This is a genomic window from Deltaproteobacteria bacterium, assembly GCA_021737785.1.
Taxonomy (GTDB): domain Bacteria; phylum Desulfobacterota; class DSM-4660; order Desulfatiglandales; family Desulfatiglandaceae; genus AUK324.
Genome location: JAIPDI010000048.1, coordinates 12,003 through 34,447, shown reverse-complemented (window position 1 = coordinate 34,447; position 22,445 = coordinate 12,003). Strand labels below are relative to the sequence as shown.

Genomic DNA, 22,445 nt, shown 5'->3' with positions numbered 1-22,445 from the left:
ATACACGACAAACGGGAAAGCATACAAAAACCAGTCGGGATTATCCTATAAAAACCGGAAAACAGGAGGTGGAAGATGGCGGCAGACAATAAGAAGGAGTTTATCCTCTGGTTTGGTGAAGTCGGCATTGGGGACGTTCCGTTGGTCGGCGGTAAAAACGCTTCCCTGGGTGAGATGTATCAGAAACTTGGAAGCAAAGGAATCCGGGTCCCCAACGGCTTTGCGATTACCGCCTATGCCTACCGCTACTTCCTCAAGTACGCTGGGATTGAAGACGAGATCAAAAAGATTTTGAAGGATCTGAACACCCATGACATTTACAACCTGATGGCCAGGGGGAGGGAGGTCCGGGAGATCATCACCCATTCTGAACTTCCTCCGGATCTAACCCAGGCCATCTATTCGGCATATGACAAATTAGGCCAGGAGTATGCTGAGAACGGGGAAAAGGCCCAAAGGATCACCAATGTGGACGTGGCCATCCGCTCATCGGCAACGGCCGAGGATCTGCCGGATGCCTCCTTTGCAGGGCAGCAGGACACCTACCTGAATATTCGCGGGAGACGAAGCGTCCTGGATGCCTGCAGGAAATGTTTTGCCAGTCTCTTTACCAACCGTGCCATCTCTTACCGTCACGACAAGGGCTTCGGCCAGTTTGACGTCTCCCTTTCCATTGCGGTCCAGAAGATGGTGCGCAGCGATTCAGCCTATTCGGGGGTCATGTTTTCCATCGATACGGAGACAGGGTTCAAAGACGCGGTATTTATTACGGGTGCTTACGGCCTGGGTGAGAATGTAGTTCAGGGCACGGTCAATCCGGACGAGTTTTATGTTTTCAAGCCGACGCTTAAGATGGGGAAACGGGCTATTATCGGTCGCAAGGCAGGGGACCGCGATATCAAGATGGTCTATTCCGTGGAAGACGATGCCACGGTAAGAAATGTCCCCACGACCCTGGATGAACGGCATCGGTATGTGTTGACCGATGATGAGATCCTGAAACTGGCCGAGTGGGCCTGTATTATCGAAGACCACTACAGCGACGAGGCCGGGCATTTCAAGCCGATGGACATTGAATGGGCCAAGGACGGCGACGGGGTCAATGTGGGTACCGGCGAACTCTTCATCGTGCAAGCAAGGCCCGAGACCATTCATTCGCAGCAGGATGTCAATACCTATGAAAGCTATAAGCTTTTGGAAAAGGGTGAAATCCTGGCCACGGGAACCGCTGTGGGGAGCAAGGTGGGCCAGGGAGTCGCCAATGTCATCCAGTCGACGCTGGATATGAACAAGTTCGAACCGAATCAGATCCTGGTGACCAGCATGACCGATCCTGACTGGGAGCCGGTCATGAAGATCGCGGCGGCCATTGTCACCAACAAGGGGGGCCGGACCTGTCATGCGGCCATCATCTCCCGGGAGCTGGGCATCCCGTGCGTGATCGGCACAGGGAACGGCGATGAGATGATCGCATCGGGACAGGAGGTCACGGTCTCGTGCTGCGAAGGAGAGACCGGGCAGGTGTACAAAGGTCTACTGAAATATGATGTGCAGACCGTGGATCTCAAGGACATCCCCCGAACACGGACCAAGATCATGATGAACGTGGGCATGCCCGAAAAGGCCTTTTCCCAGGGAAAGATCCCCAATGACGGGGTGGGCCTGGCCAGGGAGGAGTTTATCATCAGCTCGCACATCGGGATCCATCCCCTGGCCCTGCTGGATTACGATAAGTTGAGGGAAAAGGCCAAGTCCGACCAGAAAATCGCCGGGGTCATTTACAAGATTGATGAAATCACAGCGGTATACACCGATAAGAGGCAGTTTTTTATTGATAAGCTTTCAGAAGGTATTGGCCGAATCGCCGCGGGATTCTACCCCAATGACGTCATTGTGCGGCTCTCTGATTTCAAGACCAATGAATATGAAAACCTCCTGGGCGGGTACCTGTATGAACCCGCGGAAAACAATCCGATGATCGGTTGGCGGGGGGCATCCCGTTATTATGATGAGAAGTTCATGCCGGCCTTTGAACTGGAGTGTATTGCCCTGCACAAGGCCCGGAGCGAGATGGGGCTTACCAATATCAAGGCCATGATCCCCTTCTGCAGGACCCCGGAAGAGGGGAAAAAGGTCATCGAGGTCATGAATAAATTCGGGCTGGTCCAGGGGGAGGACGATCTTGAGGTCTATGTGATGTGCGAGATCCCCAGCAATGTGATCTGTGCGGATCAGTTTGCAGACATCTTCGACGGTTTTTCCATCGGATCCAATGACCTGACCCAGTTGGCCCTCGGTCTGGACCGGGATTCCTCTCTGGTTGCCCATATCTATGACGAGAGAAACCTTGCGGTGAAACGGTTGATCGCGCAGGTCATTGAGGTGGCCAAAAAGAAGGGACGCAAGATCGGGATCTGCGGCCAGGCCCCGAGCGATTTTCCTGAATTTGCAGAGTTTTTGGTGGAGTGCGGCATCGATTCCATGAGTCTCATACCGGATACCGTGGTTAAGACCCGTCTGGCAGTTGCCAAAAAGGAAAAAGAACTCGGCATCCTGGTGGAGAAAAAATAGACAATGGAATCGGTCAGAATTTTGGGAGTGGGGTCGTATGTGCCGCCGAGAGTCCTGTCCAATTTCGATCTGGAGAAAATGGGACTGGATACCACCGACGAATGGATCGTTCAACGGACCGGCGTGAGGGAGCGGCGGATCGCCGACCCGGACGTCAACACTTCGGATCTGGGTCGTGAGGCCGCGCTCAAGGCCTTTGACATGGCCGGGATCACGGCCAAAGATATTGACCTGATTATCGTGGCGACCATCACGCCGGACACCTGCTGTCCGTCCGCGGCCAACTGGCTCCAGGCCAAACTGGATGCGCCCCAGGCCGTGACATTCGACGTCACTGCGGCCTGTTCCGGATTTATTTTCGCATTGAATGTTGCAGAGCAGTATCTCAAGACCGGGGCGGCCAAACGCATCCTGGTGGTGGCGTCGGAGGTCATGAGCCGGACCCTCGACTGGACCGACCGGACCTCCTGCATCCTCTGGGGGGACGGCGCAGGGGCGGCCGTGCTTTCCCTGGGGAATGAGGGTCCTGAAATCCTGTCCACCCACCTCCATACGGACGGGGTTAACGGGCAGGATCTCCTGATGCCCGGAGGCGGATCCCGGACCACCCCGATTTCCCATGAGAGCGTTGATAAAAAGCTGCATGTTCTGCAGTTGATCGAAGCCAACGCCAGTTTCCGGGTCGCCGTGAGGCATTTTGTGGATTCCATCAAGGAGGCCGCCGAATTCAACCGTGTAGCGGTTGAAGACATCCGGTGGTTTATTCCTCACCAGGCAAATCTCCGTATGTTCCAGTCCATGGCCAGGATTCTGGATATTTCTATGGACAGGTTCTACGTGACCCTGGACAGATATGGCAATATCTCTTCTGCATCGTGCGCCATTGCCCTGGATGAGGCGGTCAGGGAAGGCAATGTAAAGAAGAATGACCTGGTCTGTCTCCCGGTCTTCGGCGGCGGATTGACCTGGGGCAGCGCTTTGATACGATGGTAGACCAGCCGCCCGCCCTGGGCCTGTATCGACTATCCGGCATCCAGCATTCCCGCCTTCTGCGGGATCTTCGCTTCGCTACGACCAGCATCCAGCATCCAGCAGAAGTTTAGAAGATGAGAGGGTAAGAGGGCTAGGCACAACCGCGAAACCGGCATCGAGTATCCAGCATCCGGTTTCCAGCATCCAGTATCCGGCTCAAAAGGAGTATACGGTGATCGCCAATAAGCTCAGGGACATGGGGGTCGGGTTCATTGCCGGATCAGAGCATTTTGCCGCGGATCGACCGACTCTCGTCATGATTCACGGGGCAGGGGGGGCCTCCCGGATCTGGCTGAATCAGACCCGAGTATCCAAGGCCCCGTCAGCCCGACTCAGCAGGGCTGTCAATCTCCTGGCCCTGGACCTGCCGGGTCACGGCGAAAGCCGGGGCGAAGCGCAATCGGATACGGACGGCTACGCAGCATGGCTGGGCCACGTGCTTGGGACCGTTTTCCACGAGCCGCCTGTCCTGATGGGCCATTCCATGGGCGGAGCCATCGTCCAGAAGACGGCCCTGTCAGACCCGGACCTCATGAAGGCGATCATCCTGGCGGGGACAGGCCCCCGGCTCCAGGTGGCCCCCATGTTCCTGGAAGGCCTGAAAAAGAATTTTGACACCATCATCAGTACACTCATGGGGTACGCTTATGCAGAGGGTGTGGACACGCGGATTGTCCAAGAAGGGGTACGTCTGATGAAGGCGGCGGGCGATGAGGTGGTATACAAGGACTTTTATGCCTGCAACCAATTTGATGTGCGAGATCAGATAGAAAATATCCATCTCCCCTGCCTGATCCTCTGCGGCAGTGAAGATAAAATGGCGCCGCCCTCCCTTTCACGGAGACTCCATGAAGCCATTCGCGGGAGCAGGATGGAGGTCATCCCTGATGCAGGGCACATGGTCATGATTGAAAAGCATCAGACCTTTAATAAACATGTGCTCGATTTTATCTTAAATTTCTAAGGCGGCATATTCGCGATCCAATATGTCTCACACAGACCCGCAGAGGCAATCCTGAATCCCTTCCACCTTCCACTCGACGCCCCCCTGGGGTCGTGCAAAGGCCCTTCTCCTGTCAGAATCTTTCGGGCGACTAATCGTCTGACGGTTTCTGAAAACGGTCGATCATAGGTAAGACGATCGCACAAAGGACGATTGATATGCCGACCACCACAAATTCCATCCACTTTGGCCATGGTATTTCCATTTCCGTTATCCTCCTCATCTTGAAAGTTCGGAGTTTTCAAGGATCGTTCCTTTAGATCCCTTCAAACACCATTAATTCATTATTCATCTGAGCTGCGCCTGTCGTCGAACCGAGCGCCGCTTTTAAATGCGGACAAAAATGCAGTATGAAGAAAAAAAACACTTCATACAATTAGAAAATTGCGATATTATCTTTCTAAAAAGTAGAATCGGGAGACAGGGATAATGGAATGGCTGAACTATCATCATTTGTTCTATTTTTGGACGGTAATGCACGAAGGAAGCATGACCGCAGCCTGTAAAAGGCTTCGGCTGTCCCCCTCTACTGTCAGCACTCAGGTGGGCAACCTCGAAGAAACCCTGGGCGGCAAACTTTTTCGCCGGGTGGGACGAGACCTGGAGCCGACGGAACTGGGACATCTGATATTCCGCTATGCGAACGAGATTTTTTCCCTTGGCCGGGAAATGATGGACACGGTGCGGGGGCGTGCGACGATGAGTCCCCTGCCGTTAAGAGCGGGAGTCGTTAATGTCTTGCCGAAGCTGATCGCGTGCAAATTACTGGAGCCGGCCTTGAGCCTTCCAGAAAGGGTTCATATGATTTGCCATCAAGACAAAGAGGAACGCCTCCTTTCCGAACTGGCGATGCATAATCTTGACTTAATCCTAAGTGATTCTCCGGTGCGAAAACATGTGAACATCAAAGTATACAACCACTTATTGGGAGAATGTGGTATTACATTCCTTGCAAGCAAAAAGCTGTGCACACAATTTCAGCCGGCATTCCCGGAATCCCTTGACAACGCCCCGATGCTTCTTCCTCTGGATATGACCACGGTCCGGCAAGGTCTGGAAAGGTGGTTTGAGTCTCTTCACCTGAGACCGATGATCGCGGCTGAGTTTGAAGACAGCGCCCTAATGGAAAAATTCGGTCAGAAAGGTTATGGGATTTTTGCAGTCCCCTCTGTTATCGAAAAAGAGGTTCAACGCCAATATGATGTCAATGTTGTGGGGCGGACCCATGCAGTACGTGAGCGCTTCTATGCCGTTTCTTATGAACGGATTATCAAACACCCTGCAGTGACGGCCATCACAAATACGGCGAGACGAGATTTGTTTGCTGGCCTAAATAGAGCAAAAAATCCGGATAAGCCTATCCCCCATCCTCAAGCGAGATAAGCTTCATCTCTGCGCTGGTATCCTCTCAGCAATCCGGGGAGGGTTTATGGTGCGTCTGGAAATAATGGCATGCCCGGAAGCGAAGCTGAATTGCAATTTATCGTCTATTTCTTCCTTGACACTCATCGAAATGTAGGTATAGCCTGTCCTTCAAGGGAGGGCGCTTACTCACGTAATTTCCGGCAAAGAAATCCCCGTGGAAGAAGGATCATACATCCGGGAAGGTCTTGTAAATAACGTGTCAGATAAGGGCAAGCCCTCCGGATTATATTGTCCCAGAGGAGGATTTGGTTGCTATGGAAACGGAAAAGGTCTGCTTTACCAGGGAAGCGGCCCTGCATAAGGCGATAGAAATGGAAGCGGCAAGTTTCGAACTGTATAAAAGTGCCTATTTCTTGGTTAAAGACAGGGTCGCGAAGGACCTGCTGAGGGACTTGTCCCTTGATGCGCTGAGACACAAATACATCCTCGAGAAGGCCTTCTTTGAAGAAACGATTCAGCTCCACGCATCGGGCATCAAGGAAGGAACTACCATGAACCTGACCATGCTCTTGAAGGAAAAACCTCTGGATGAAACCGCTACGGCACAGGATGTCATGATTTTCGCGATACACGACAAGAAGCGCGCCGTGGATTTTTATGGAAAGTTGGCGGAGCAGTGCGCCGATGCGCCTATGGGCGAGATGTATGAAACCCTTCGGGACGATGAACTGAACCACCTGGCGAGGCTGGAGGAGGTGTTCAAGAGCCGTTATATGAAAGATATGGGATAGGAAAGTCAGGTCTAATGAGCTGGTTGTGAGATTGCGTGGTCTCACCGGATCAAGTTCGATAAGGAGTACCCTATGGATTATGAAATCAAAACCGTCGAGATAAAAGGGGAGTTCAAGGTCTGTCCTTCATGTGGATACAAGGATGGATTTCATTCCATGTTCCTAAAAGCGGAAGGTATCACTAAATGGCTCTTTATCTGCCCATCCTGCCATGATGTTTTCGATATAGGGTTCACTGTTTGAACGACTTCTGAAGGAAATGAGGGACACACAGGAGTTGGGCGGACGTGATGGGAATCCTCCTAAAAAGAAAGGAACCGAAGGGAGTTCACGATAAGTACAAAGAAGGTCTTGGGGATCATTAATGACTATGTGTACGCCTATAGGGAGGGATGGGCTGGCCAAGGGAGAGGCTTGCTAGAAGGCCCAGTCAAGACCGAGGAACAGCCCGTTATGCCTCTGCCCGTGATTTGAGTCGCTCTCCTTGCCACTGAAAAAACTGCCTATCCCATGCTGTCCGACGATGCTGAGCTTCAAATTATGGGAAAGATCGTACCCGAACATGAGGGAGACGTTTCTGCTTTTCCAACTGTCGATAGCGTCGAAACCGCCGCCAAGACGATCGCTTTCTTCCCAGTATTGAACATCTGCGGAAAATGACCATCTCGCGGGCAACGGCCTGATCCGGACTTCAAGGCCCAGACCCGGCCCCCAAGAGGGGGAGTCTTCCAGGCCATTCTCATACCCCACGTAGGAAAAGGAAGGCGTAACCTGCAACCATTCGAACGGATGGATATCTCCGGCCATCTTCAGCCCCTGAAGGTGTGTGTCCAGGGTGCGGTGACGCTCTGACAACGAATACGTTGGCCGGGCGGTCAGGAAATCATCAGTCTCCTCTGAGGAATAGCGCAAGCGACTTTCCTGGAGCAGGCGCATGCTCCAGGAAGCGTCACCGAAGGAGCGGCTGATCTGGAAGCCCAACGTGTGGGTCAGACCCTCCGTAAGACCTCCGGGAGAAAAGGTCTGCCACAAAGAGGACGGTCTCAACCCGTCGCTCAGGGATAAATACCCTTTTCCATTTCCGGCGTACCCATACGACAGCTCGCCCAAGTCATTCATGGCGATTTCGACCTCGCTCAACGAATGTGCATGGTCGGCGCCTTCGTCCTTCCACACCCCGGCAGGTCTCTTGGCACAGACCATTTTCAGCCTCCAGTAACGGTTGTCGAGGCTGGATATGGAGACCCCTTTTTGCCTAGCCGCATGAATGAACTTGCCATCTTCAAGATAGATGCCGACGTGATTGACCCGTCGGCCTTTCTGAGAAAAAAAGACCAGGTCGCCCGTTCTAAGGTCTTCCTTAGGGATTTTTTTCATGATGGGGAGGGAATATTGCTGGTAGCTGGAATGGGGAAGATCTAAGAAAAAGGTTTTTGAATAGACATGCCTGACGAATCCGGAACAATCCATCCCTTTCTTGCTGGCCCCCCCCCACCGGTAAGGCGTGCCGATATATCCCTTCACCAGTTCCAGAAAGGATTCCTCCATAAGTGTAGTGGGTGGCGAGGTCGGCTTCTTGACAGAAAGGCTCTTGCCATGGGGCTTGTGAGGCCTCTTTTCTGAGGCAAGAGCGCCATACAGGAAAAATCCGCAAAAAAGATTGAGAAAAAGGAAGAATGTGAGGATAGGCGAACTCAGTCTCATCAGTGTTTTTCTCTCCAGGCCTCCAGAACGCCTCACCACCTTACCCGTGTCAGAATTTGAGTTGGTCTTCCTTTTCGAAGACATCCTTCAGCAGTACCTCACCGCCCTCTTAGCCCACAGGAACATCAAAGCGAGAAGGGAATAAAAGGTAATGCACTCCTATCACATTCCCGAAAATAAGTGCAACAATAAAATCAGGGTGAGCGATATGGTTGGGCGGCGATGGAGGATAACCGAAGGTTGTTGAAACAGAGGTGTCTTTCTCGATAATGAGACTCTCGGGGAGTTACGTATATAAACCCCGGACCCGGTTTCAGTGGGGCCAAGACGTTCGGCCGGTCATCCTCTTTATGATGGATGGATGATCTTTTGAATGGATGGATGTTCCCCGGCAACGAATCGTTAGAGGGATTCCCGCAGGTCCGTTCTAATGCGTATTCACACCCTAGGCGGCCTAACAGCCGCAATCAAAAAGGTATTGGTTCAAATTCCGGCAATTTTTGAGCGCTGACTGATAAGGCACCAACTTTTCCCCATGGTGTCCCGCAAGGCGGGATTACCATCAAAGATTCTAAGCCTCCGGCCGGCATAAGGCCGGCTGCCGTACCCGCCGTATCGCCGGCCATGCAGCTAGACACCGGCCCTGCTGTCATCGCAGGGTTCATCCGGATTCATTGCTCTGGCCTGTTCCGCATCCATGGCGGTCTGGCCTGCGCACACAGGCATCTGAAAAACATTCAAATTTTCGTGTCCGACCTCATCTCTGAGTTCTCTGGAGAGGCTCTTGAGGTGTTCCTTCTCCTGGGCGAGGATTTCATCCACAAAGTCCTTTCCCTTATCTTCCTCGGTAAGATCGCGGAGAATAAGATAAAAGGTGATGGAATCTTTTTCAAACTGAATGGCCAGCCGCAATGCATCTTCTACCCGGTTGAGGTTACTTATATATTTATTCACATTTTCCGGTTTTCGAAAGACATTCATATCCGCCGTATCTTGAATGTATTGATTGATTTCCTCCTCAGCCTTTCTTTGCACATCATCGGACGGATCGTAATCGGTCTTTCTTTTTGCGGCATTTGGCAGTTCCGCCTGCATTTGCTGCAGGGATTTCAGATGCTTTTCCTCTTCGCCTTTAAGATGAGAAAACACCTGTCTCAAACGATCATTTTGAAATGCGTCTTCTGCTTTCTCATAAAAGGTGATCCCATTCTTTTCAATCTCTATGGCAATGCGAAACACTTCATCTGCATTAAACCCCAATATCATATATGTCACCTCCTTCGGTTTAATCGAATAAAGAAATACCAGATTATATGGCGTTTAACCAGGCGGGTCAATAGGGTGTGAAAGGTATAAAGGGATAAAATGGGGGTAGTCTGGCGCAATTCTTTGACAGATCCTGGGTTCAGACGTTCAGGACGGATACCTACTGTTGTGCCTGGACCTTCCTTTGTGAAACCATGCTTATTTCTGATCCCGGTCAAAAAAAGCCGTTTCCTTGATGCGATGGCTATTGAAGTTGGGTTCGGGTATTGTCGTAGACATTTTTTAAAAAGGATGTCAGCTTTATTCCCAGTAACCAAACCGGCTCCAGAATTGCCTGTCATCCTTCTTCCAGTCCGGGCCAAATTTCCTGTCCATATAGGAACCAAACCGCTCAAACCACCGCGACCAAGACGATTTGCCCTTTTGTTTGGCCTCCAGGATATCATTCAAATAAAGCGAAATGTCCGACAAGCGCTCTTTGGGTATGTAAGAGGCAGCGCCCTCCTCAAAGGATTTTCGTGCATCTTCAGGACTCAGGGCGTGAGCAGTAAGCATGACGGGAATAACATCTTTGTTTTTGGCACGCGCAATTTCAAGTAATGCGTAGCCGTCCACCCCCATAATATCCAGAATGGCCAGATCAAAGTATTCACTGTCCAGCAATGTCTTGGCTTCAGAGAAACTTGACGCCCGCACCACTTCACTTGTGGGTAGAAGCTCTTCCAGAGCATCCATGACATCCGGTTCGTCGTCCACAATCAAGATCCTCTTGTAATCCAAAAGGTTTCCTCCCATGGTCTCCCCCTTCAACGCGCGATACTCCGCCTTTAGGCCGCCACACCCCGACGGACAGTCCCCTCGAGAAATTTTCCCTGGTTTTCATCGATACGAAAAAGAAGTTCGATGATATGGATGGCCTCGCAACTGTATTGTGGTGACTTTTCATAATTTAGCCGGAATGATTGGAATTGCATTTAATTAGATCCCAAAAAACGTCGGATGTCAAGCCGATTTGGTGACTATTCCATCATTGAGAGAGAGACATAAAATGTGATAAAATATGATTTTCGGACATTGAAACATTATGGTATGACTCCGGACCCCTGAAGTTCGCGCTCATTTTTTGATACGGCGCAGGCGGGATCCGCTGTATGTCGGGGTGTGTTACCCATTCAAATTGAAAAGGGAGAGATAGTTACCAAGAGGATCCCACGAGGAACGGAAAGCCCTGGCAGGACATACCATCCGTGGAATTCAATGGGAGGTCTATAAGGACTTGCGGCACCCGAATTGACCTTTTATAATGGAATGAAAGTGTCTTTGCCGTCGTATGCGCTGCATGCGCGTATTATGAAACGCTATTTGGCACAAAGGATTCGGCATCCAATCCGTGCGCGGGTTTTCCTTCGGTGATCTTCGGTCAAATCTTCTCCGGAACCGCCGCTGCGGGTCATCCCCAGCGCGGCAGAGTGGAGGTCAATGAGAAAAGAAACATCGACGGAATCGACACAGGAGCTGGCTGAGGACCGTACCGACTGGGCAAAGGAGCGTACCCTGCTGGCCAAGGAACGCACCTTCAGCGCCTGGGGACGGACAGGCATCTCCGCCATGGCCGCAGGGCTTGGCATAGCGCGGCTTCTCGGCTCAGTGGGCTCGCCATGGATTGCCAAAACGGTGGGGGCGATGCTGATCCTTACGGGGAGCGCGATCTATGTTCTGGGGTTTTTAAGCTATCGCACGGCGCTCAGGAAGTTGGCCAAAGAAGGGGTCCGAGGCACATCCCTATGGATTATCGGGGGAATTACATCGGTCCTGATGCTCAGCGCAGTGCTCTCTCTGCTGCTGATTTTTTGAGATAAGGTCCTTGAAAAGGGATATGTCATTATGCCATCTGCGAGGGTAAGACCTTAGGTTTCTGGAAATTTTGGTAAGAAGGACTAAATTGGTATTACAATGTTGAAACCGAATATGCCCTCAAGCGACGATCAGGAAGGTTCAAGGGTTCCTTCCGGATTTCCTCCTGTAATCGATGCCCATGTTCATATTTTTCCCCGCAATATTTTCTCCGCCATTTGGAAATGGTTTGATAAGAATGCCTGGCATATCAGGTATCAAATGACATCCTCCCGGGTATTTGAGTTCCTGCTGTCCCGAGGCATCAACCATGTCATCGCACTTCAGTATGCCCATAAGCCAGGAATCGCCAGGCAACTGAATACGTATATGTCGGAGAAATGCAGAGAGTTTGGTAATCGGGTAACGGGCATGGCTACCGTGTTCCCCGGCGAGAATGATGCGGAAAACATCTTGCAGGAGGCATTTGATCTCGGGCTTGAGGGCCTGAAGCTGCATGCTCATGTGCAGTGCTTTGACATGACTTGTGATCATATGCATCGGCTGTATGAATGTTGCCGGAAGAATAGAAAACCGGTTATCATGCATATCGGGAGGGAGCCTAAAAGCTCAGCCTACAGTTGCGATCCCTATGAGGTGTGCAGCGCTGAAAAATTGGAACATGTCTTAATAGATTACCCGGATCTGAACATCTGTGTGCCGCATCTTGGATTTGATGAGATATCGGCTTACAGAAACCTGATTGAAAAATACGATAATCTCTGGCTGGACACCACCATGGTGATAACCGATTACTTTCCGATTGAAGAAAAGATAGATCTCGGCCGCTACCGATCAGACAGAATTATGTACGGTTCTGATTTTCCGAACATCCCGTATCCATGGGATAGGGAGTTAAAGGCACTGAAAACGGCCGGTATTTCCGATGATGTCTTGGAAAAGATATGCAGCAAGAACGCTGTGGATTTCTTCAGCCTTAAGTTACCCCCCGGTTGAGCGATATGTTACTGCAACTCCACGCAAGCGTCAGGGGGGCAGGCGCGGGGAGTGGATCAGATTCAATCGGCAATCTCGAAGATGGACGGAGTGGTGCAGACGAATGCCGCGGGCGCGGAGGAATCGGCGGCCGCGGTCCAGGAACTCAGCGATCAGGCCGGGCAAATGAAATCTTACGTCGAGGAACTATCCGCAGTGGCGCATGGGCGACGACGGACGCTTGATGAGGTTCACGAATAAAAGCGCCCGGCGCTCTTCATCACATTTTATACATAAAGTGTATAGAAAGGGCGCAGCGTGGGAAATCGATTCCGGGGTGAGCGAATTCATTAGACACTGCCGGCCAATCAGGACCATGGAGGAGCATTTGTCTGTCAGGCGATATTTTCGAGCAGTTTCCCAAAAATGTCGGCGTTGCTGAGAATCCCCACCAGTTGATTGCCGTCAACAACCGGCAGCCTTCTAATGCCTACCATGCGCATCAACTGCTGACAGTTGTAGATGGACATGCCTAAATTAACGGTGATCGGCCGGTTTGGTCATTGCATCCTCTACCAGGTGCGCGGGCCCGCTGATCGTGCTCGATAGAAACGCTTGAATGATATCTCTGCGTGTGATGATTCCGAATGCATCGTCATCGGCCTCTGGTTCAACCACGAGACTCGATACACCTGAATCGCGCATCATTTTTGCGGCTTTGGATATGGGTGTTGATTGGTTAACCCGTTTAACATCTCTCTGCATCAGCTCCTGAACCCTTAGTTTTTCTATATTCGTTCAATATGCCTCCCCGTATCAGAGATTACCTTATCATCTTGACCGCCAGTTCTTCCTCGTCCAAAATAAAAATAACCTTCCCTTCTATATCATCCTTGATTTTTAAAGCATACCCATTCACGAAGACAGTCGTTCCTGAGTACACAATCCCTTTGACCTTCACTGCCAACGGTTTATCATCGGAAATCGACAACTTTTTTGACAGCAACTCCCTCTCTTTTAAGATCTTCTCTTCCTCAATGACCACATTGCGTCTGTGTTCCCTGAGCATCTCAAGTTTACGCAAAAGTGCATCGGGGATGGTTTTGTCTTTGCCTAAGTTATCATATTTAGATAAAGCTACATTGATTCTTACTTTGCTTTTCCTGAATTCTGCCAGCTTCTTTGAAATTTCAACAAATCTCTCCCTGAATTCGGAAGCTACACCGACACTCACATGCGTTACGATACCGGCGGGCGATCCAATTTCGTTCATTTCAATCATCTTTCCGGCATTGACGCTGCCCCCCCGTATACGGCCTTTTCCGCCGGTATCGATAATACGGCCGTCGGCCGATACATTACTGCGAACAATATCGTTGCTGATGAGTATATTGCCGTTCGCATGAACCTGGGCGTTTTCAATAAAGCGGACGGTAATATTTCCCCCGGCATGAACTTTTCCCTCTCCTGAGCCGATGATGCCGCCCTTTACGGAGATATCGGCACCGGCTTCGACACATGCATCCTCGATACCGCCGCCGACATTGATATTCCCTTCCGCCTGTACGCGAAATCCCGTGCGAATCCATCCGTTGATGTCCAGTGTCCCGTCCATGGATAAATTTCCCGTTGAATAATCGACATCGCCGGGCACTTTGAATTGTTTGAAAACCGACACTTTATTCTTTTGGGTGAGAACGGCTACGCCATCGATCTTCGCAGCTAAGGCAAGGCCGTCGTCCGATATCTCCACGTTTTCACCAGGCACAAGGATTTCATCCGTACCCGGATCAGCAGGAATGATGTCGCCATATACGCTGATCCCGTTTTTGCCCTCGGTCGGCGGTATTTTGACTGCCAGGACCTGGCCGGTTTTCACGTTTTGCAGGGCTTGGCGTTCTTTGTAGTCGATGGATCCGGATTTCTGGTCAATTGTCCCTACTGTTTTCTCGGCCAGAAACTTGAGCTCAATCCTGGCATCTTCCCCCGGCTCAGGGGCCATTCCTTCAGCAATAAGGGTGTCGAGTATCGGCATATTTCCGACAGTTGCCTTCTTAAATGCCTGCTCAATTGCGTCCTTTCTGATGCCGAAGGTTATGCCTGAATCCGCCAGCATTTTTTCAACTATTTCCATGGTGAGGGTTTTTCCCGACGGCGATGGCGGATGGACGGATAACTGGACTCTCAGTTTATCCCTTGAAATCTGAAGGGCTTCCTCGACACAGAGACTGCCATCCACATAATCCGCATACCCCGCTACAACGCCCTCGGCAACTACATAGGTTACATTGTCCTGTAGAAGCATCACATTCTTGCCGGTCAGCAATACCTTGTCTTTAGGCTCGGCGCCTGAAAGCGTTTCTCCGGTTACGGTGCTACCATTGACGGGTTCCTCCGATGGAATCTTGACGGCAAGCACGTCACCCTCGGCAACCATCTCTTTGATCACGATTGTCGGGTCCAGTTTGCTGCGGCGTCGAGATTCATCCACGATTTGGGGGTCTTCACCATTAAGACGAAATTTGAATTCTATGCGGGCGTCCACGCCGTCTTTTGCGGGCTTTCCTTCTGCAATCAGGACGTTGTATTGGGCAATCGCTGTAGCTGCAACTTCGGATACAATATTCTCGATGAGGTCCTTGTGGATTCCGAAAACGACATTCAGGTCTGTAAGCGCTCGCTCAATGTCTTTGACCCCTACCGGCTTCCCATTTCCCAAGGGAGGGGTTATCGTCTGGATTGTCGCGTTCATGCCATGATCCAAAACGACAACATTCAGTTGGCCGTGCGCATTGCGCATGGTAACGGTGAAAGTATCTGAATTGATCGATTCCACAGTTACTTCATCGGGCTGAACACCAAGTTTTTCAGCGCCTTCTATTCGCGCGGTTTCAGGATTATCGCACGAAATGGTAACGCTTGTTCGCAGCATTTTTTACCCTCGAAATCATAGGATTGGTCACCGATCTGAATTGAGACACCATATCAATATGCCTCATTTGTAACATTTTGGCCGTCTCTTCCTTCGGCCGGCCCGATGACAAAATGCGCGGTCACGGCACTCGTCGGCCGCCCCTGACCCATGAATAACCGGAATGAAAAGGCAGCGGGGATGAACACCATTCGAAAGGTTTCTCCAGGAGTAACAGAACGGATGCTGGTACGATCACTTCTTTATCAAATAAAAACGCCTTTGAGAATAACTCAAAGGCGTTTTGTAATGCCCCAGGGCACACGTATCCGTCTCTCGACCTTAAATTCGCGAAGCATGGATCCTTTGCCTTGTAATTTTGGTGGATTAAATTTTGTGGGGTTATCTTCGGTGCCCCTGTTTGTCTATAGTTAATAAGCCAATCCAAGTCAATATCTTTCTGGATTTCATATTAGAAGATTCAGCAAATGCATTGTGACGTCACCAAACCGCATTGATATGATTCAGATTGAATGTGAGGGTAGCCAGATGGCGATAACCTATTGAGTTAACAGAGAATAGATGAGACCGCTGAAGTATTTATTGCGGGGAGGCGATTTGTTCATACCGGGACTATCCATTGTCACCGCTTCCATTTTCCTGTGGCAGGCGATATCACAATGGAGCCCTGCTCGCAGGGCTCTAATGGATTACGCCTCCGCACCTCCGAATCGCGGCTCCTATCCAATCATCGGTGGCAGGCGGGCCCCCACCGTTTTTAGAACCTGCCCGGTGGGCCAGCGTTTTGATAATGGACTACAGTCCCGTCAACAAGTCGAGGATACGGTCTTTTTCCCGGAGATCTTCCAGCCACGGTGCGGGCAGGGCGTCGGATCCCAGATGGGCCCCCAGGACCATCCCTACGATCATCCCTCTGGCTGCACTGTCGCCCCCTGCCATAACCGATTGGATCAGGGCCTCCTTCAGGTCGGTTTGATAGCGTCCGATAAGATGCACCACCCCGGGAAAGGCCTCAGGGGTGTGACAGGTCTGCCCGAAAGATGCGATGGTTTGGACACTTTCTCCATCTGTGGAGGCCAGACCATTTTTGACCCAACCGGCTATGGACGAATTGCTGAAGTGTTCCTGTGCGACCTGATCCATGGCCTCAGCCGGGGACGTCCCGCGCAAAACCAGCCACGCAACCCTGGCAAAAAACTCGGCGCTTTCGATGGTAAGGGGGTCGGCGTGGGTCATTCGGGTCTGAGCCTTTGCACTCCCTGCAAGCATGTCCAGATCGTTTCTATAAACATAGACCAGGGGGGCGATGCGTGAGGCCCCGGCCAGGTCGTTAGAAGGGGAGCCCGGATCTTCATGGCCGCTTCCCGAGGCATATTTTGAAAGGGTAATTCGGGTCGCATTATCCACATAGCCGTTATAGTTCTCAAATAAGGCCCGCCACCGGGCGGAGAAGTCGGAAAGGTCAAACCCTTTTTTTGCAGCAAGAGATTCCAGCAAGACCAGGGTCTGATCCCCGTAATGGGTGAAGGCCCCTTTCTCCTTGGTGGGGTGATAGGAATCGGCGCCAGGCTTCAGAAAAGTGTCGATCCTTCCGAATTTCTTTGCAATCGATTCAGTATCATAAATCCAATGGGCCCCCAGGGCCAATGCATCTGCTGCGAAGGCGGCCAATACCATCGCCTTTTCATGATTATCCATGAGATCCTCCTATCTCCTCCAGCACCTTTGAAGGATGATCCGCGGCCTTGGCCACCCTGTGCCAATGCCTTTTCACCTTACCATCGGGACCGATCCAGACCGTGGACCGGGTCACCCCCTGAACCGGTTTTCCATACATCTTCTTCTCGCCGAACGCCCCATATGCTGTCATCACCGTCTTGGCCGGATCTGACAGGAGGAGGAACGGGAGGTTGTGTTTCCGGATGAATTTTTGATGAGAGGCTTGGCTGTCCGGTGAAACACCTAAGATGACCGCATCCTGTTTCAGGAATTCGCCGTACAGGTCACGGAATCCCTCGGCCTCTTTGGTTCACCCGGATGTATTGTCTTTGGGATAAAAATAGAGGATCACATGTTTTCCTCTGAAGTCTTCCAGGGAAACCTGATTTCCATCGGCATCCGGCAGGGTAAATGCCGGGGCGGTTTTGCCCTCCTGTATGGTCATTGTCTCCTCCTGTGACTGGGTCATCAAGCTTCATTGCAGCATCGATTTTTCAAAAAAATAGCGTCAGGGGGTATATTACCACAACTTTTGGCGCCTGGGAAGGCGCTCCCGGGGGTGCCATTCCAAGAAGGAGGATTGCAGTGTCTTTTCTGACACACAACGTGCAACCCTCTTCTTCGTGCTATCGTGACTCTTACTTTATGGCAATAAAGATCAAGAAGAAGACCGCTCTGGCTTTAATAGTTACCCACTAATCAGGACATTCTGGCGAGAATATGATTTGTCTTGGTTGAATTCACCAAGATCTTATGGTAGTTTACGGCGCCTGAGAATCGAAGCCTTCAACTACCGTTCGTATCCTGAAAATTCAATTATTCAGGATATGCTGGAATTGTGGAGATCCGCTATATATAACGTGGGCCGGATGATCTGTTCAGTACCACTTATCAAAAAACAAAGATCCAAGGCATTGAATCACAAAGAGAGGGAGAACTGCGATGATGTTCGAAAAGCATTACCATGCAGTTGCGTTGATCCGTTTGGCCTGCATTTGCTGTTTTATCTCTGTCCTTCTTGCTTCCTGTGGCGACGATAAAGGGACCAGTTCCTCCGCAGTCGATGCTACGCGTTGGTACACCGAACAGCGGTTGGATCATTTTTCACAGGAAGAAACCAGAACATGGAAGCAGCGCTATTTTGTCAATGACGCATTCTTTGATGGCAAAGGTCCGGTATTCTTATGTGTGGGCGGCGAAGGAGATGCGCTTACGCCTGACGTTGTCCAGACAGGCACCGTGCATTGTGCAGTTATGGTCGAGCTGGCCAAACAGGCAGGTGCTCTAATTCTGGCACTTGAGCACCGATACTATGGCGAAAGCCAACCTGTGTCGGATCTCTCCACAGCCAATTTGAAATGGCTGACCAGCAGACAGGCCCTCGGGGATATCGCACAGTTCCATGCGTACATCAGTGAAATCTACAATTTAAAGGATGACAAGAAGTGGGTAACCTTTGGCGGCAGTTATCCTGGGATGCTCGCCGCGTGGGCCCGAATAAAATATCCAAATCTCATTTTTGCGGCTGTATCCTCTTCCGCTCCTGTTGAAGCCTGGTACAACATGGAGGGATTCAACAATGTCATGGCCCAAAGCATGGGAGCAACAGTAGTCGGGGGTTCTGAGCAATGTGTTGAACAGATTCGGAGCGCGTTCAGTGATATCGGCTCGCTTTTGGGCAGTGTAGAAGGTCGGCAGTTCCTCTATGACCGTTTTAACCTCTGTACCAGCGCAGCAGACCCCGATCCATTGAAAGACGAGTATAACCAGTTTCAATTCATCTACTATCTTAGCACACAAGATGGTATTGATCTTTCAGGTTCGCGTACGGGGTCCCTGTTCCCGGTGCAGTCGAATGATCCAAACTGTGAGGAAGATGCCTGCAATATTGAGAAAGTGTGCTCGGACTATATGTTGAATAGCGACCTGGGGCAGCCGATAGACAGGTTGGCCGGTTTGTGGAGCCTTTACACCGGCGGGGAATGTACTTCGGTCGATTATCAAACGGCAACAATCGCCCCCTTGCTTGATACCTCTCTTTCATCCTGGCCAATCCGCTCTTGGCAGTACCAGGCATGTAACGAATTCGGATTTTTTCAGACCTGTGATCCCGGCACCGAGTGCCCCTTTACACAGGAACCTCACATAAACACGGTAGAGATCTGTTCCTATCCTTGCCAACGCGCTTTCGGTATCGATGCAAGCGATATCCAGGAAAGAATCTCTGAAACAAACGCGTACTATGGAGGATGGAACCCGGTTGGGACGAGAATCATGTACGTTAGCGGGAGCATCGATCCGTGGAATTCTTTAGGAGTATGCAGAACCCCGGACTGTCAACCATTGCCTGAACAGCCGGTCCTGTGGGTCGAAGGTGCCTCTCATCACTTCTGGACCCATGCAGCCGGGTATTATACACCGCCGCTGTCCCATGCCGTGGTTCAGGCGCAGGAGGCCATAAAGGCACAGGTCCTGATTTGGCTTGAGGAATGAAGTCATCCAACAAGAATTCCGATCAAGATAAGGGCTCAGAAATGGCGTGTTCCATCGGAATGGGGAACCGAAAACATTGATTGAGGAGCGGCTGGGACAAAGGCCGTCGCCTCCTATTCCTTTCCGGCCCCTCGGTCAGAGGCAAAAACATGTTGACTTACAGGCAGTTATTGACTATCAGACATCAAAGAACGCCAACATAGATCAACAAATTAAACCTTCATAAATTTGAGGCAAAGAAACCATGCCCGATACGATAAAAATCAAAGGGCGGTGCAGCGTGCCTTGGTCATCACCAGACGCCTTTGGGTTGCCCATACCCAGAGGCGTTTTTATTGGGGCGGTGGGACAACGGGCCGCCAGTGGCTCCTCTGACTCGGCGCCAACGCACAGGGCGGCATAGTTCCGTCGTCAATGGTATAAAAGCATAGACGTTACGCCATATATTTAAGGTGCCGTGCAAAGCGGAGGGGAAAATCGAGGGGTTCAGACTGGTAGTTGAGTCAACGTAGTCAAGAACGTCCCGCGGATAATGGCAATTCTTTAAAGAGAAAAGGGTAGGCCTTATGACGGCTGATAAAGGTTTGGTACCAATCGAGTTGATCCAGAATAGGATTATTGTTCTCCGAGATGAAAAGGTCATGATTGACCGGGATATTGCCGAGCTTTATGGCGTGTCGACCAAGGCGCTGAATCAGGCGGTCACAAGAAACATGAAGCGTTTCCCGCCTGATTTTATGTTCAGGGTAACAAGAACGGAAAAAGAGCAACTGGTCACAAATTGTGACCGGTTCGGACCGTTGAAACACTCGTCAGCAATGCCCCGGGCTTTTACGGAGCAGGGGATCGCCATGCTTTCGTCAATCCTAAACGTGGATAGAGCCATTGATGTCAACATCGCGATCATGAGGGCCTTCGTGCAGCTCCGAAAAATATCCTCCTCTCAAAAACAACTGGCGCAAAGACTCTACGAGATTGAGGTGCGGTTGGAGAATCATGATGAGAATATCGAGGCGATATTTGAGGCGATCCGGCAACTCATGACGCCGATAGAAAGGCCGAGGAAAAAGATTGGATTCGAAGTCAGCGAACCCAAAGGCCGGTATGGCAAAAGAACCAGGAAAAAGGAGGGTTGGCCCGGACCATCGAGCAGGGTACAGGTCCTTTCGGTGTCGAGCGTCCAGAGCCCTTTGTTTGAACAGGATAGGCAGGATTCTCAGGATGTTGCGGGAACAAGAACACTCCCAAGCGGCGATATGACCATTTAGCTCTCAGCCGGTCGCCCCTTTTCGGCCCCTCGGTCAGAGGCAAAAACGTCTTGACTTACGGGCAGTTATTGACTATCAGACATCCAAGAACGCCAACATAGGCCAACTCATCAAGCCTTTCATAAATTTAAGGCAAAGAAACCATTCCCGATACGATAAAAATAAAGGGCGGTTCATCGCGCCTTGGTCATTACCAGACGCCTTCGGGTTACCGTACCCGGGGGCGTTTCTATTTGAGTAGGATGGGACAACAGGCTGTCAGACCTTTTCTTGCGCCGGCGCCAGTGTAGGGGGCAGCATAGTTCCATTATCAGTTGTGCAACTTATGGTGGATAAAGGCATAAGGGCATATACATCCCTGTTCTGGCCGCGTATTTCATGGGACCGGCAAGAGACAGTGGCGCTTGACCTCGATCAGCCTTTGGATTAAGATGTCTAAAAATCAAAGATTTTGAGACAGGGGTCTGAAGATGGCAACGGCGACGTTATTGGAACAAACACAGGAACTGCTTCAACACTCTGTACCGGGCGACCAGGATATCGACGCCAAAGTACGTGAACTCATCAAAGCTGAGTGGTTACGTCAGTTGGCGCGCTATCGAAGGGTGGACATGGACCTGACCCGCAAATATGGCCTGACTTTCGATAAATTCCTGAGCCGGCGGATTACCCGCAAGATGGACTATGCCTGGGAAGTTGAACAAGATGCCATGGATTGGGAAACCGCCATAGGCGGCATGCAAACCGTCGAGCGTAAGCTAAAAGAAATGCTGGCAGATCAATGAGACATGGCCTCTCGGAGTTATGGCAAGAGGCTCAAAAGGCCTTGGAGACGGTCTGGTTCATCAGCTCGCTGGAAGAGACGGAGCGGACGGACATAACGCTCTCTTTTCGGCTCATGATTCGAGAGGACCTTTTCGTCCAGGTGTTCAGCGGCCAAAAATCCATGAGCCTATACATGGCATTGGTTGAGGGGCGGCGGCGCATTTACGGAATAGATCGAGAGGGCAACGAATGGCACGTACATCCTTTTGAAAGCGCGGATCGCCATGAACCGCTTGCCCAAGGTCTTGGACCCAAGCCGCTTCTTTCATTCCTTTCCCGAGTTGAAGAACTGCTGGTCAAGACCGCTCTGCTGTAATCCGTGTGTATAGACCCGGTATTGGCCCCCTCAGTACACCGAGAAAAGCCCTTGACATCCGTTAATTGCCTGTCCCCTTTTCACGTTAAGGGATGATCCCACGTGATTCTTTTTGGACAGGATAAACAGGATTTTCAGGATTTTCCCGGAGCAAAAACACACGAAGCGGCGACAAGACCATTCGGCAATAGGCCGATCGCCTGCTATTCCTTTCCGGCCCCTCGGTCAGAGGCGAAAACATTTACCCCGAAGACAAGTATGGCCCGAGTTGTCTCATCCTGGGGTATACCAGAGCGGGCCGGCCGTTGCACATACATTGCAGTTACCCGAG

At 51.1% G+C, this 22,445-nt stretch carries 20 protein-coding genes; 12 read left to right on the top strand and 8 right to left on the bottom strand.

The features are described 5' to 3' along the window. The first annotated feature begins 75 nt into the window (after nucleotides 1-75). From ppsA to K9N21_19360, 6 genes are all read left to right on the top strand, one after another. Nucleotides 76-2,571 (top strand): phosphoenolpyruvate synthase, encoded by a 2,496-nt coding sequence (gene ppsA / locus K9N21_19385; protein MCF8146075.1) that lies wholly within the window; start codon nucleotides 76-78, stop codon nucleotides 2,569-2,571. A gap of 3 nt (nucleotides 2,572-2,574) precedes the next feature. Continuing rightward, the gene (locus tag K9N21_19380; GenBank protein ID MCF8146074.1) at nucleotides 2,575-3,564 is read left to right on the top strand and encodes a ketoacyl-ACP synthase III; all 990 of its coding nucleotides are present in this window, start codon (nucleotides 2,575-2,577) and stop codon (nucleotides 3,562-3,564) included. Between the two features lie 211 nt (nucleotides 3,565-3,775). Beyond that, the gene (locus K9N21_19375; GenBank protein MCF8146073.1) at nucleotides 3,776-4,567 is read left to right on the top strand and encodes an alpha/beta hydrolase; all 792 of its coding nucleotides are present in this window, start codon (nucleotides 3,776-3,778) and stop codon (nucleotides 4,565-4,567) included. A 468-nt stretch (nucleotides 4,568-5,035) separates the two neighbouring features. Next, nucleotides 5,036-5,989: a transcriptional activator NhaR gene (gene nhaR / locus K9N21_19370; protein MCF8146072.1), complete on the top strand. Its 954-nt coding sequence runs from the start codon at nucleotides 5,036-5,038 to the stop codon at nucleotides 5,987-5,989. Nucleotides 5,990-6,285: 296 nt separating this feature from the next. Then, nucleotides 6,286-6,762: a hypothetical protein gene (locus K9N21_19365; GenBank protein MCF8146071.1), complete on the top strand. Its 477-nt coding sequence runs from the start codon at nucleotides 6,286-6,288 to the stop codon at nucleotides 6,760-6,762. Between the two features lie 72 nt (nucleotides 6,763-6,834). After that, entirely contained in the window at nucleotides 6,835-7,005 is a 171-nt protein-coding gene (locus K9N21_19360) for a hypothetical protein (GenBank protein MCF8146070.1), read from the top strand. A gap of 174 nt (nucleotides 7,006-7,179) precedes the next feature. On the opposite strand, the gene K9N21_19355 is transcribed toward K9N21_19360, so the two are convergent. The 3 genes from K9N21_19355 to K9N21_19345 all read right to left on the bottom strand — a co-directional run bounded on the left by K9N21_19355 (nucleotide 7,180) and on the right by K9N21_19345 (nucleotide 10,527). Next, nucleotides 7,180-8,466 carry a C40 family peptidase gene (locus tag K9N21_19355; GenBank protein ID MCF8146069.1) on the bottom strand — a complete coding sequence of 429 codons (1,287 nt, stop codon included), beginning with the start codon at nucleotides 8,464-8,466 and terminating at the stop codon, nucleotides 7,180-7,182. Between the two features lie 630 nt (nucleotides 8,467-9,096). Further along, a complete protein-coding gene (locus K9N21_19350) occupies nucleotides 9,097-9,732 on the bottom strand; it encodes a ferritin family protein (GenBank protein MCF8146068.1) in 636 nt (211 codons plus the stop codon). A gap of 300 nt (nucleotides 9,733-10,032) precedes the next feature. Further along, nucleotides 10,033-10,527: a response regulator gene (locus tag K9N21_19345; protein ID MCF8146067.1), complete on the bottom strand. Its 495-nt coding sequence runs from the start codon at nucleotides 10,525-10,527 to the stop codon at nucleotides 10,033-10,035. A 684-nt stretch (nucleotides 10,528-11,211) separates the two neighbouring features. Between K9N21_19345 and K9N21_19340 the strand changes: the two genes are divergently transcribed. After that, on the top strand, nucleotides 11,212-11,586 hold the full coding sequence (locus K9N21_19340) for a DUF202 domain-containing protein (GenBank protein ID MCF8146066.1): 375 nt from the start codon (nucleotides 11,212-11,214) through the stop codon (nucleotides 11,584-11,586). Between the two features lie 99 nt (nucleotides 11,587-11,685). Then, the gene (locus tag K9N21_19335; protein ID MCF8146065.1) at nucleotides 11,686-12,582 is read left to right on the top strand and encodes an amidohydrolase; all 897 of its coding nucleotides are present in this window, start codon (nucleotides 11,686-11,688) and stop codon (nucleotides 12,580-12,582) included. A gap of 374 nt (nucleotides 12,583-12,956) precedes the next feature. Here K9N21_19335 and K9N21_19330 read toward each other — a convergent pair whose 3' ends face one another. The 5 genes from K9N21_19330 to K9N21_19310 form a co-directional block, all read right to left on the bottom strand. Then, nucleotides 12,957-13,091, bottom strand: coding sequence for a CBS domain-containing protein (locus tag K9N21_19330; GenBank protein ID MCF8146064.1), 135 nt, complete (start codon nucleotides 13,089-13,091; stop codon nucleotides 12,957-12,959). Between the two features lie 7 nt (nucleotides 13,092-13,098). Next, nucleotides 13,099-13,326, bottom strand: coding sequence for a CBS domain-containing protein (locus K9N21_19325; GenBank protein MCF8146063.1), 228 nt, complete (start codon nucleotides 13,324-13,326; stop codon nucleotides 13,099-13,101). A gap of 58 nt (nucleotides 13,327-13,384) precedes the next feature. Continuing rightward, complete coding sequence (locus K9N21_19320) at nucleotides 13,385-15,493, bottom strand: FapA family protein (GenBank protein MCF8146062.1); 2,109 nt, start codon at nucleotides 15,491-15,493, stop codon at nucleotides 13,385-13,387. 795 nt (nucleotides 15,494-16,288) lie between these two features. After that, on the bottom strand, nucleotides 16,289-17,191 hold the full coding sequence (locus K9N21_19315) for an ADP-ribosylglycohydrolase family protein (GenBank protein ID MCF8146061.1): 903 nt from the start codon (nucleotides 17,189-17,191) through the stop codon (nucleotides 16,289-16,291). Continuing rightward, on the bottom strand, nucleotides 17,184-17,657 hold the full coding sequence (locus K9N21_19310; protein MCF8146060.1) for a peroxiredoxin: 474 nt from the start codon (nucleotides 17,655-17,657) through the stop codon (nucleotides 17,184-17,186). Before K9N21_19310 ends, K9N21_19315 begins: the two co-directional genes overlap by 8 nt. A gap of 497 nt (nucleotides 17,658-18,154) precedes the next feature. On the opposite strand from K9N21_19310, the gene K9N21_19305 reads away from it, so the two are divergent. From K9N21_19305 to K9N21_19290, 4 genes are all read left to right on the top strand, one after another. After that, nucleotides 18,155-19,705, top strand: coding sequence for a hypothetical protein (locus K9N21_19305; GenBank protein ID MCF8146059.1), 1,551 nt, complete (start codon nucleotides 18,155-18,157; stop codon nucleotides 19,703-19,705). A gap of 566 nt (nucleotides 19,706-20,271) precedes the next feature. Beyond that, a complete protein-coding gene (locus K9N21_19300; GenBank protein ID MCF8146058.1) occupies nucleotides 20,272-20,973 on the top strand; it encodes an ORF6N domain-containing protein in 702 nt (233 codons plus the stop codon). Nucleotides 20,974-21,443: 470 nt separating this feature from the next. Further along, nucleotides 21,444-21,758, top strand: a complete 315-nt coding sequence (locus tag K9N21_19295) for a hypothetical protein (protein MCF8146057.1) — start codon at nucleotides 21,444-21,446, stop codon at nucleotides 21,756-21,758. Nucleotides 21,759-21,799: 41 nt separating this feature from the next. Then, complete coding sequence (locus K9N21_19290) at nucleotides 21,800-22,114, top strand: hypothetical protein (GenBank protein MCF8146056.1); 315 nt, start codon at nucleotides 21,800-21,802, stop codon at nucleotides 22,112-22,114. Nucleotides 22,115-22,445 lie beyond the last annotated feature (331 nt).

What these genes read in the sequence shown, in the direction of transcription:
- ppsA (MCF8146075.1), top strand. Translation starts at nt 76, where the DNA reads ATGGCGGCAGACAATAAGAAGGAGTTTATCCTCTGGTTTGGTGAAGTC.
- K9N21_19380 (MCF8146074.1), top strand. Translation starts at nt 2,575, where the DNA reads ATGGAATCGGTCAGAATTTTGGGAGTGGGGTCGTATGTGCCGCCGAGA.
- nhaR (MCF8146072.1), top strand. Translation starts at nt 5,036, where the DNA reads ATGGAATGGCTGAACTATCATCATTTGTTCTATTTTTGGACGGTAATG.
- K9N21_19365 (MCF8146071.1), top strand. Translation starts at nt 6,286, where the DNA reads ATGGAAACGGAAAAGGTCTGCTTTACCAGGGAAGCGGCCCTGCATAAG.
- K9N21_19360 (MCF8146070.1), top strand. Translation starts at nt 6,835, where the DNA reads ATGGATTATGAAATCAAAACCGTCGAGATAAAAGGGGAGTTCAAGGTC.
- K9N21_19355 (MCF8146069.1), bottom strand. Translation starts at nt 8,466, where the DNA reads ATGAGACTGAGTTCGCCTATCCTCACATTCTTCCTTTTTCTCAATCTT.
- K9N21_19350 (MCF8146068.1), bottom strand. Translation starts at nt 9,732, where the DNA reads ATGATATTGGGGTTTAATGCAGATGAAGTGTTTCGCATTGCCATAGAG.
- K9N21_19345 (MCF8146067.1), bottom strand. Translation starts at nt 10,527, where the DNA reads ATGGGAGGAAACCTTTTGGATTACAAGAGGATCTTGATTGTGGACGAC.
- K9N21_19340 (MCF8146066.1), top strand. Translation starts at nt 11,212, where the DNA reads ATGAGAAAAGAAACATCGACGGAATCGACACAGGAGCTGGCTGAGGAC.
- K9N21_19335 (MCF8146065.1), top strand. Translation starts at nt 11,686, where the DNA reads ATGTTGAAACCGAATATGCCCTCAAGCGACGATCAGGAAGGTTCAAGG.
- K9N21_19330 (MCF8146064.1), bottom strand. Translation starts at nt 13,091, where the DNA reads ATGTCCATCTACAACTGTCAGCAGTTGATGCGCATGGTAGGCATTAGA.
- K9N21_19325 (MCF8146063.1), bottom strand. Translation starts at nt 13,326, where the DNA reads ATGCAGAGAGATGTTAAACGGGTTAACCAATCAACACCCATATCCAAA.
- K9N21_19320 (MCF8146062.1), bottom strand. Translation starts at nt 15,493, where the DNA reads ATGCTGCGAACAAGCGTTACCATTTCGTGCGATAATCCTGAAACCGCG.
- K9N21_19315 (MCF8146061.1), bottom strand. Translation starts at nt 17,191, where the DNA reads ATGGATAATCATGAAAAGGCGATGGTATTGGCCGCCTTCGCAGCAGAT.
- K9N21_19305 (MCF8146059.1), top strand. Translation starts at nt 18,155, where the DNA reads ATGATGTTCGAAAAGCATTACCATGCAGTTGCGTTGATCCGTTTGGCC.
- K9N21_19300 (MCF8146058.1), top strand. Translation starts at nt 20,272, where the DNA reads ATGACGGCTGATAAAGGTTTGGTACCAATCGAGTTGATCCAGAATAGG.
- K9N21_19295 (MCF8146057.1), top strand. Translation starts at nt 21,444, where the DNA reads ATGGCAACGGCGACGTTATTGGAACAAACACAGGAACTGCTTCAACAC.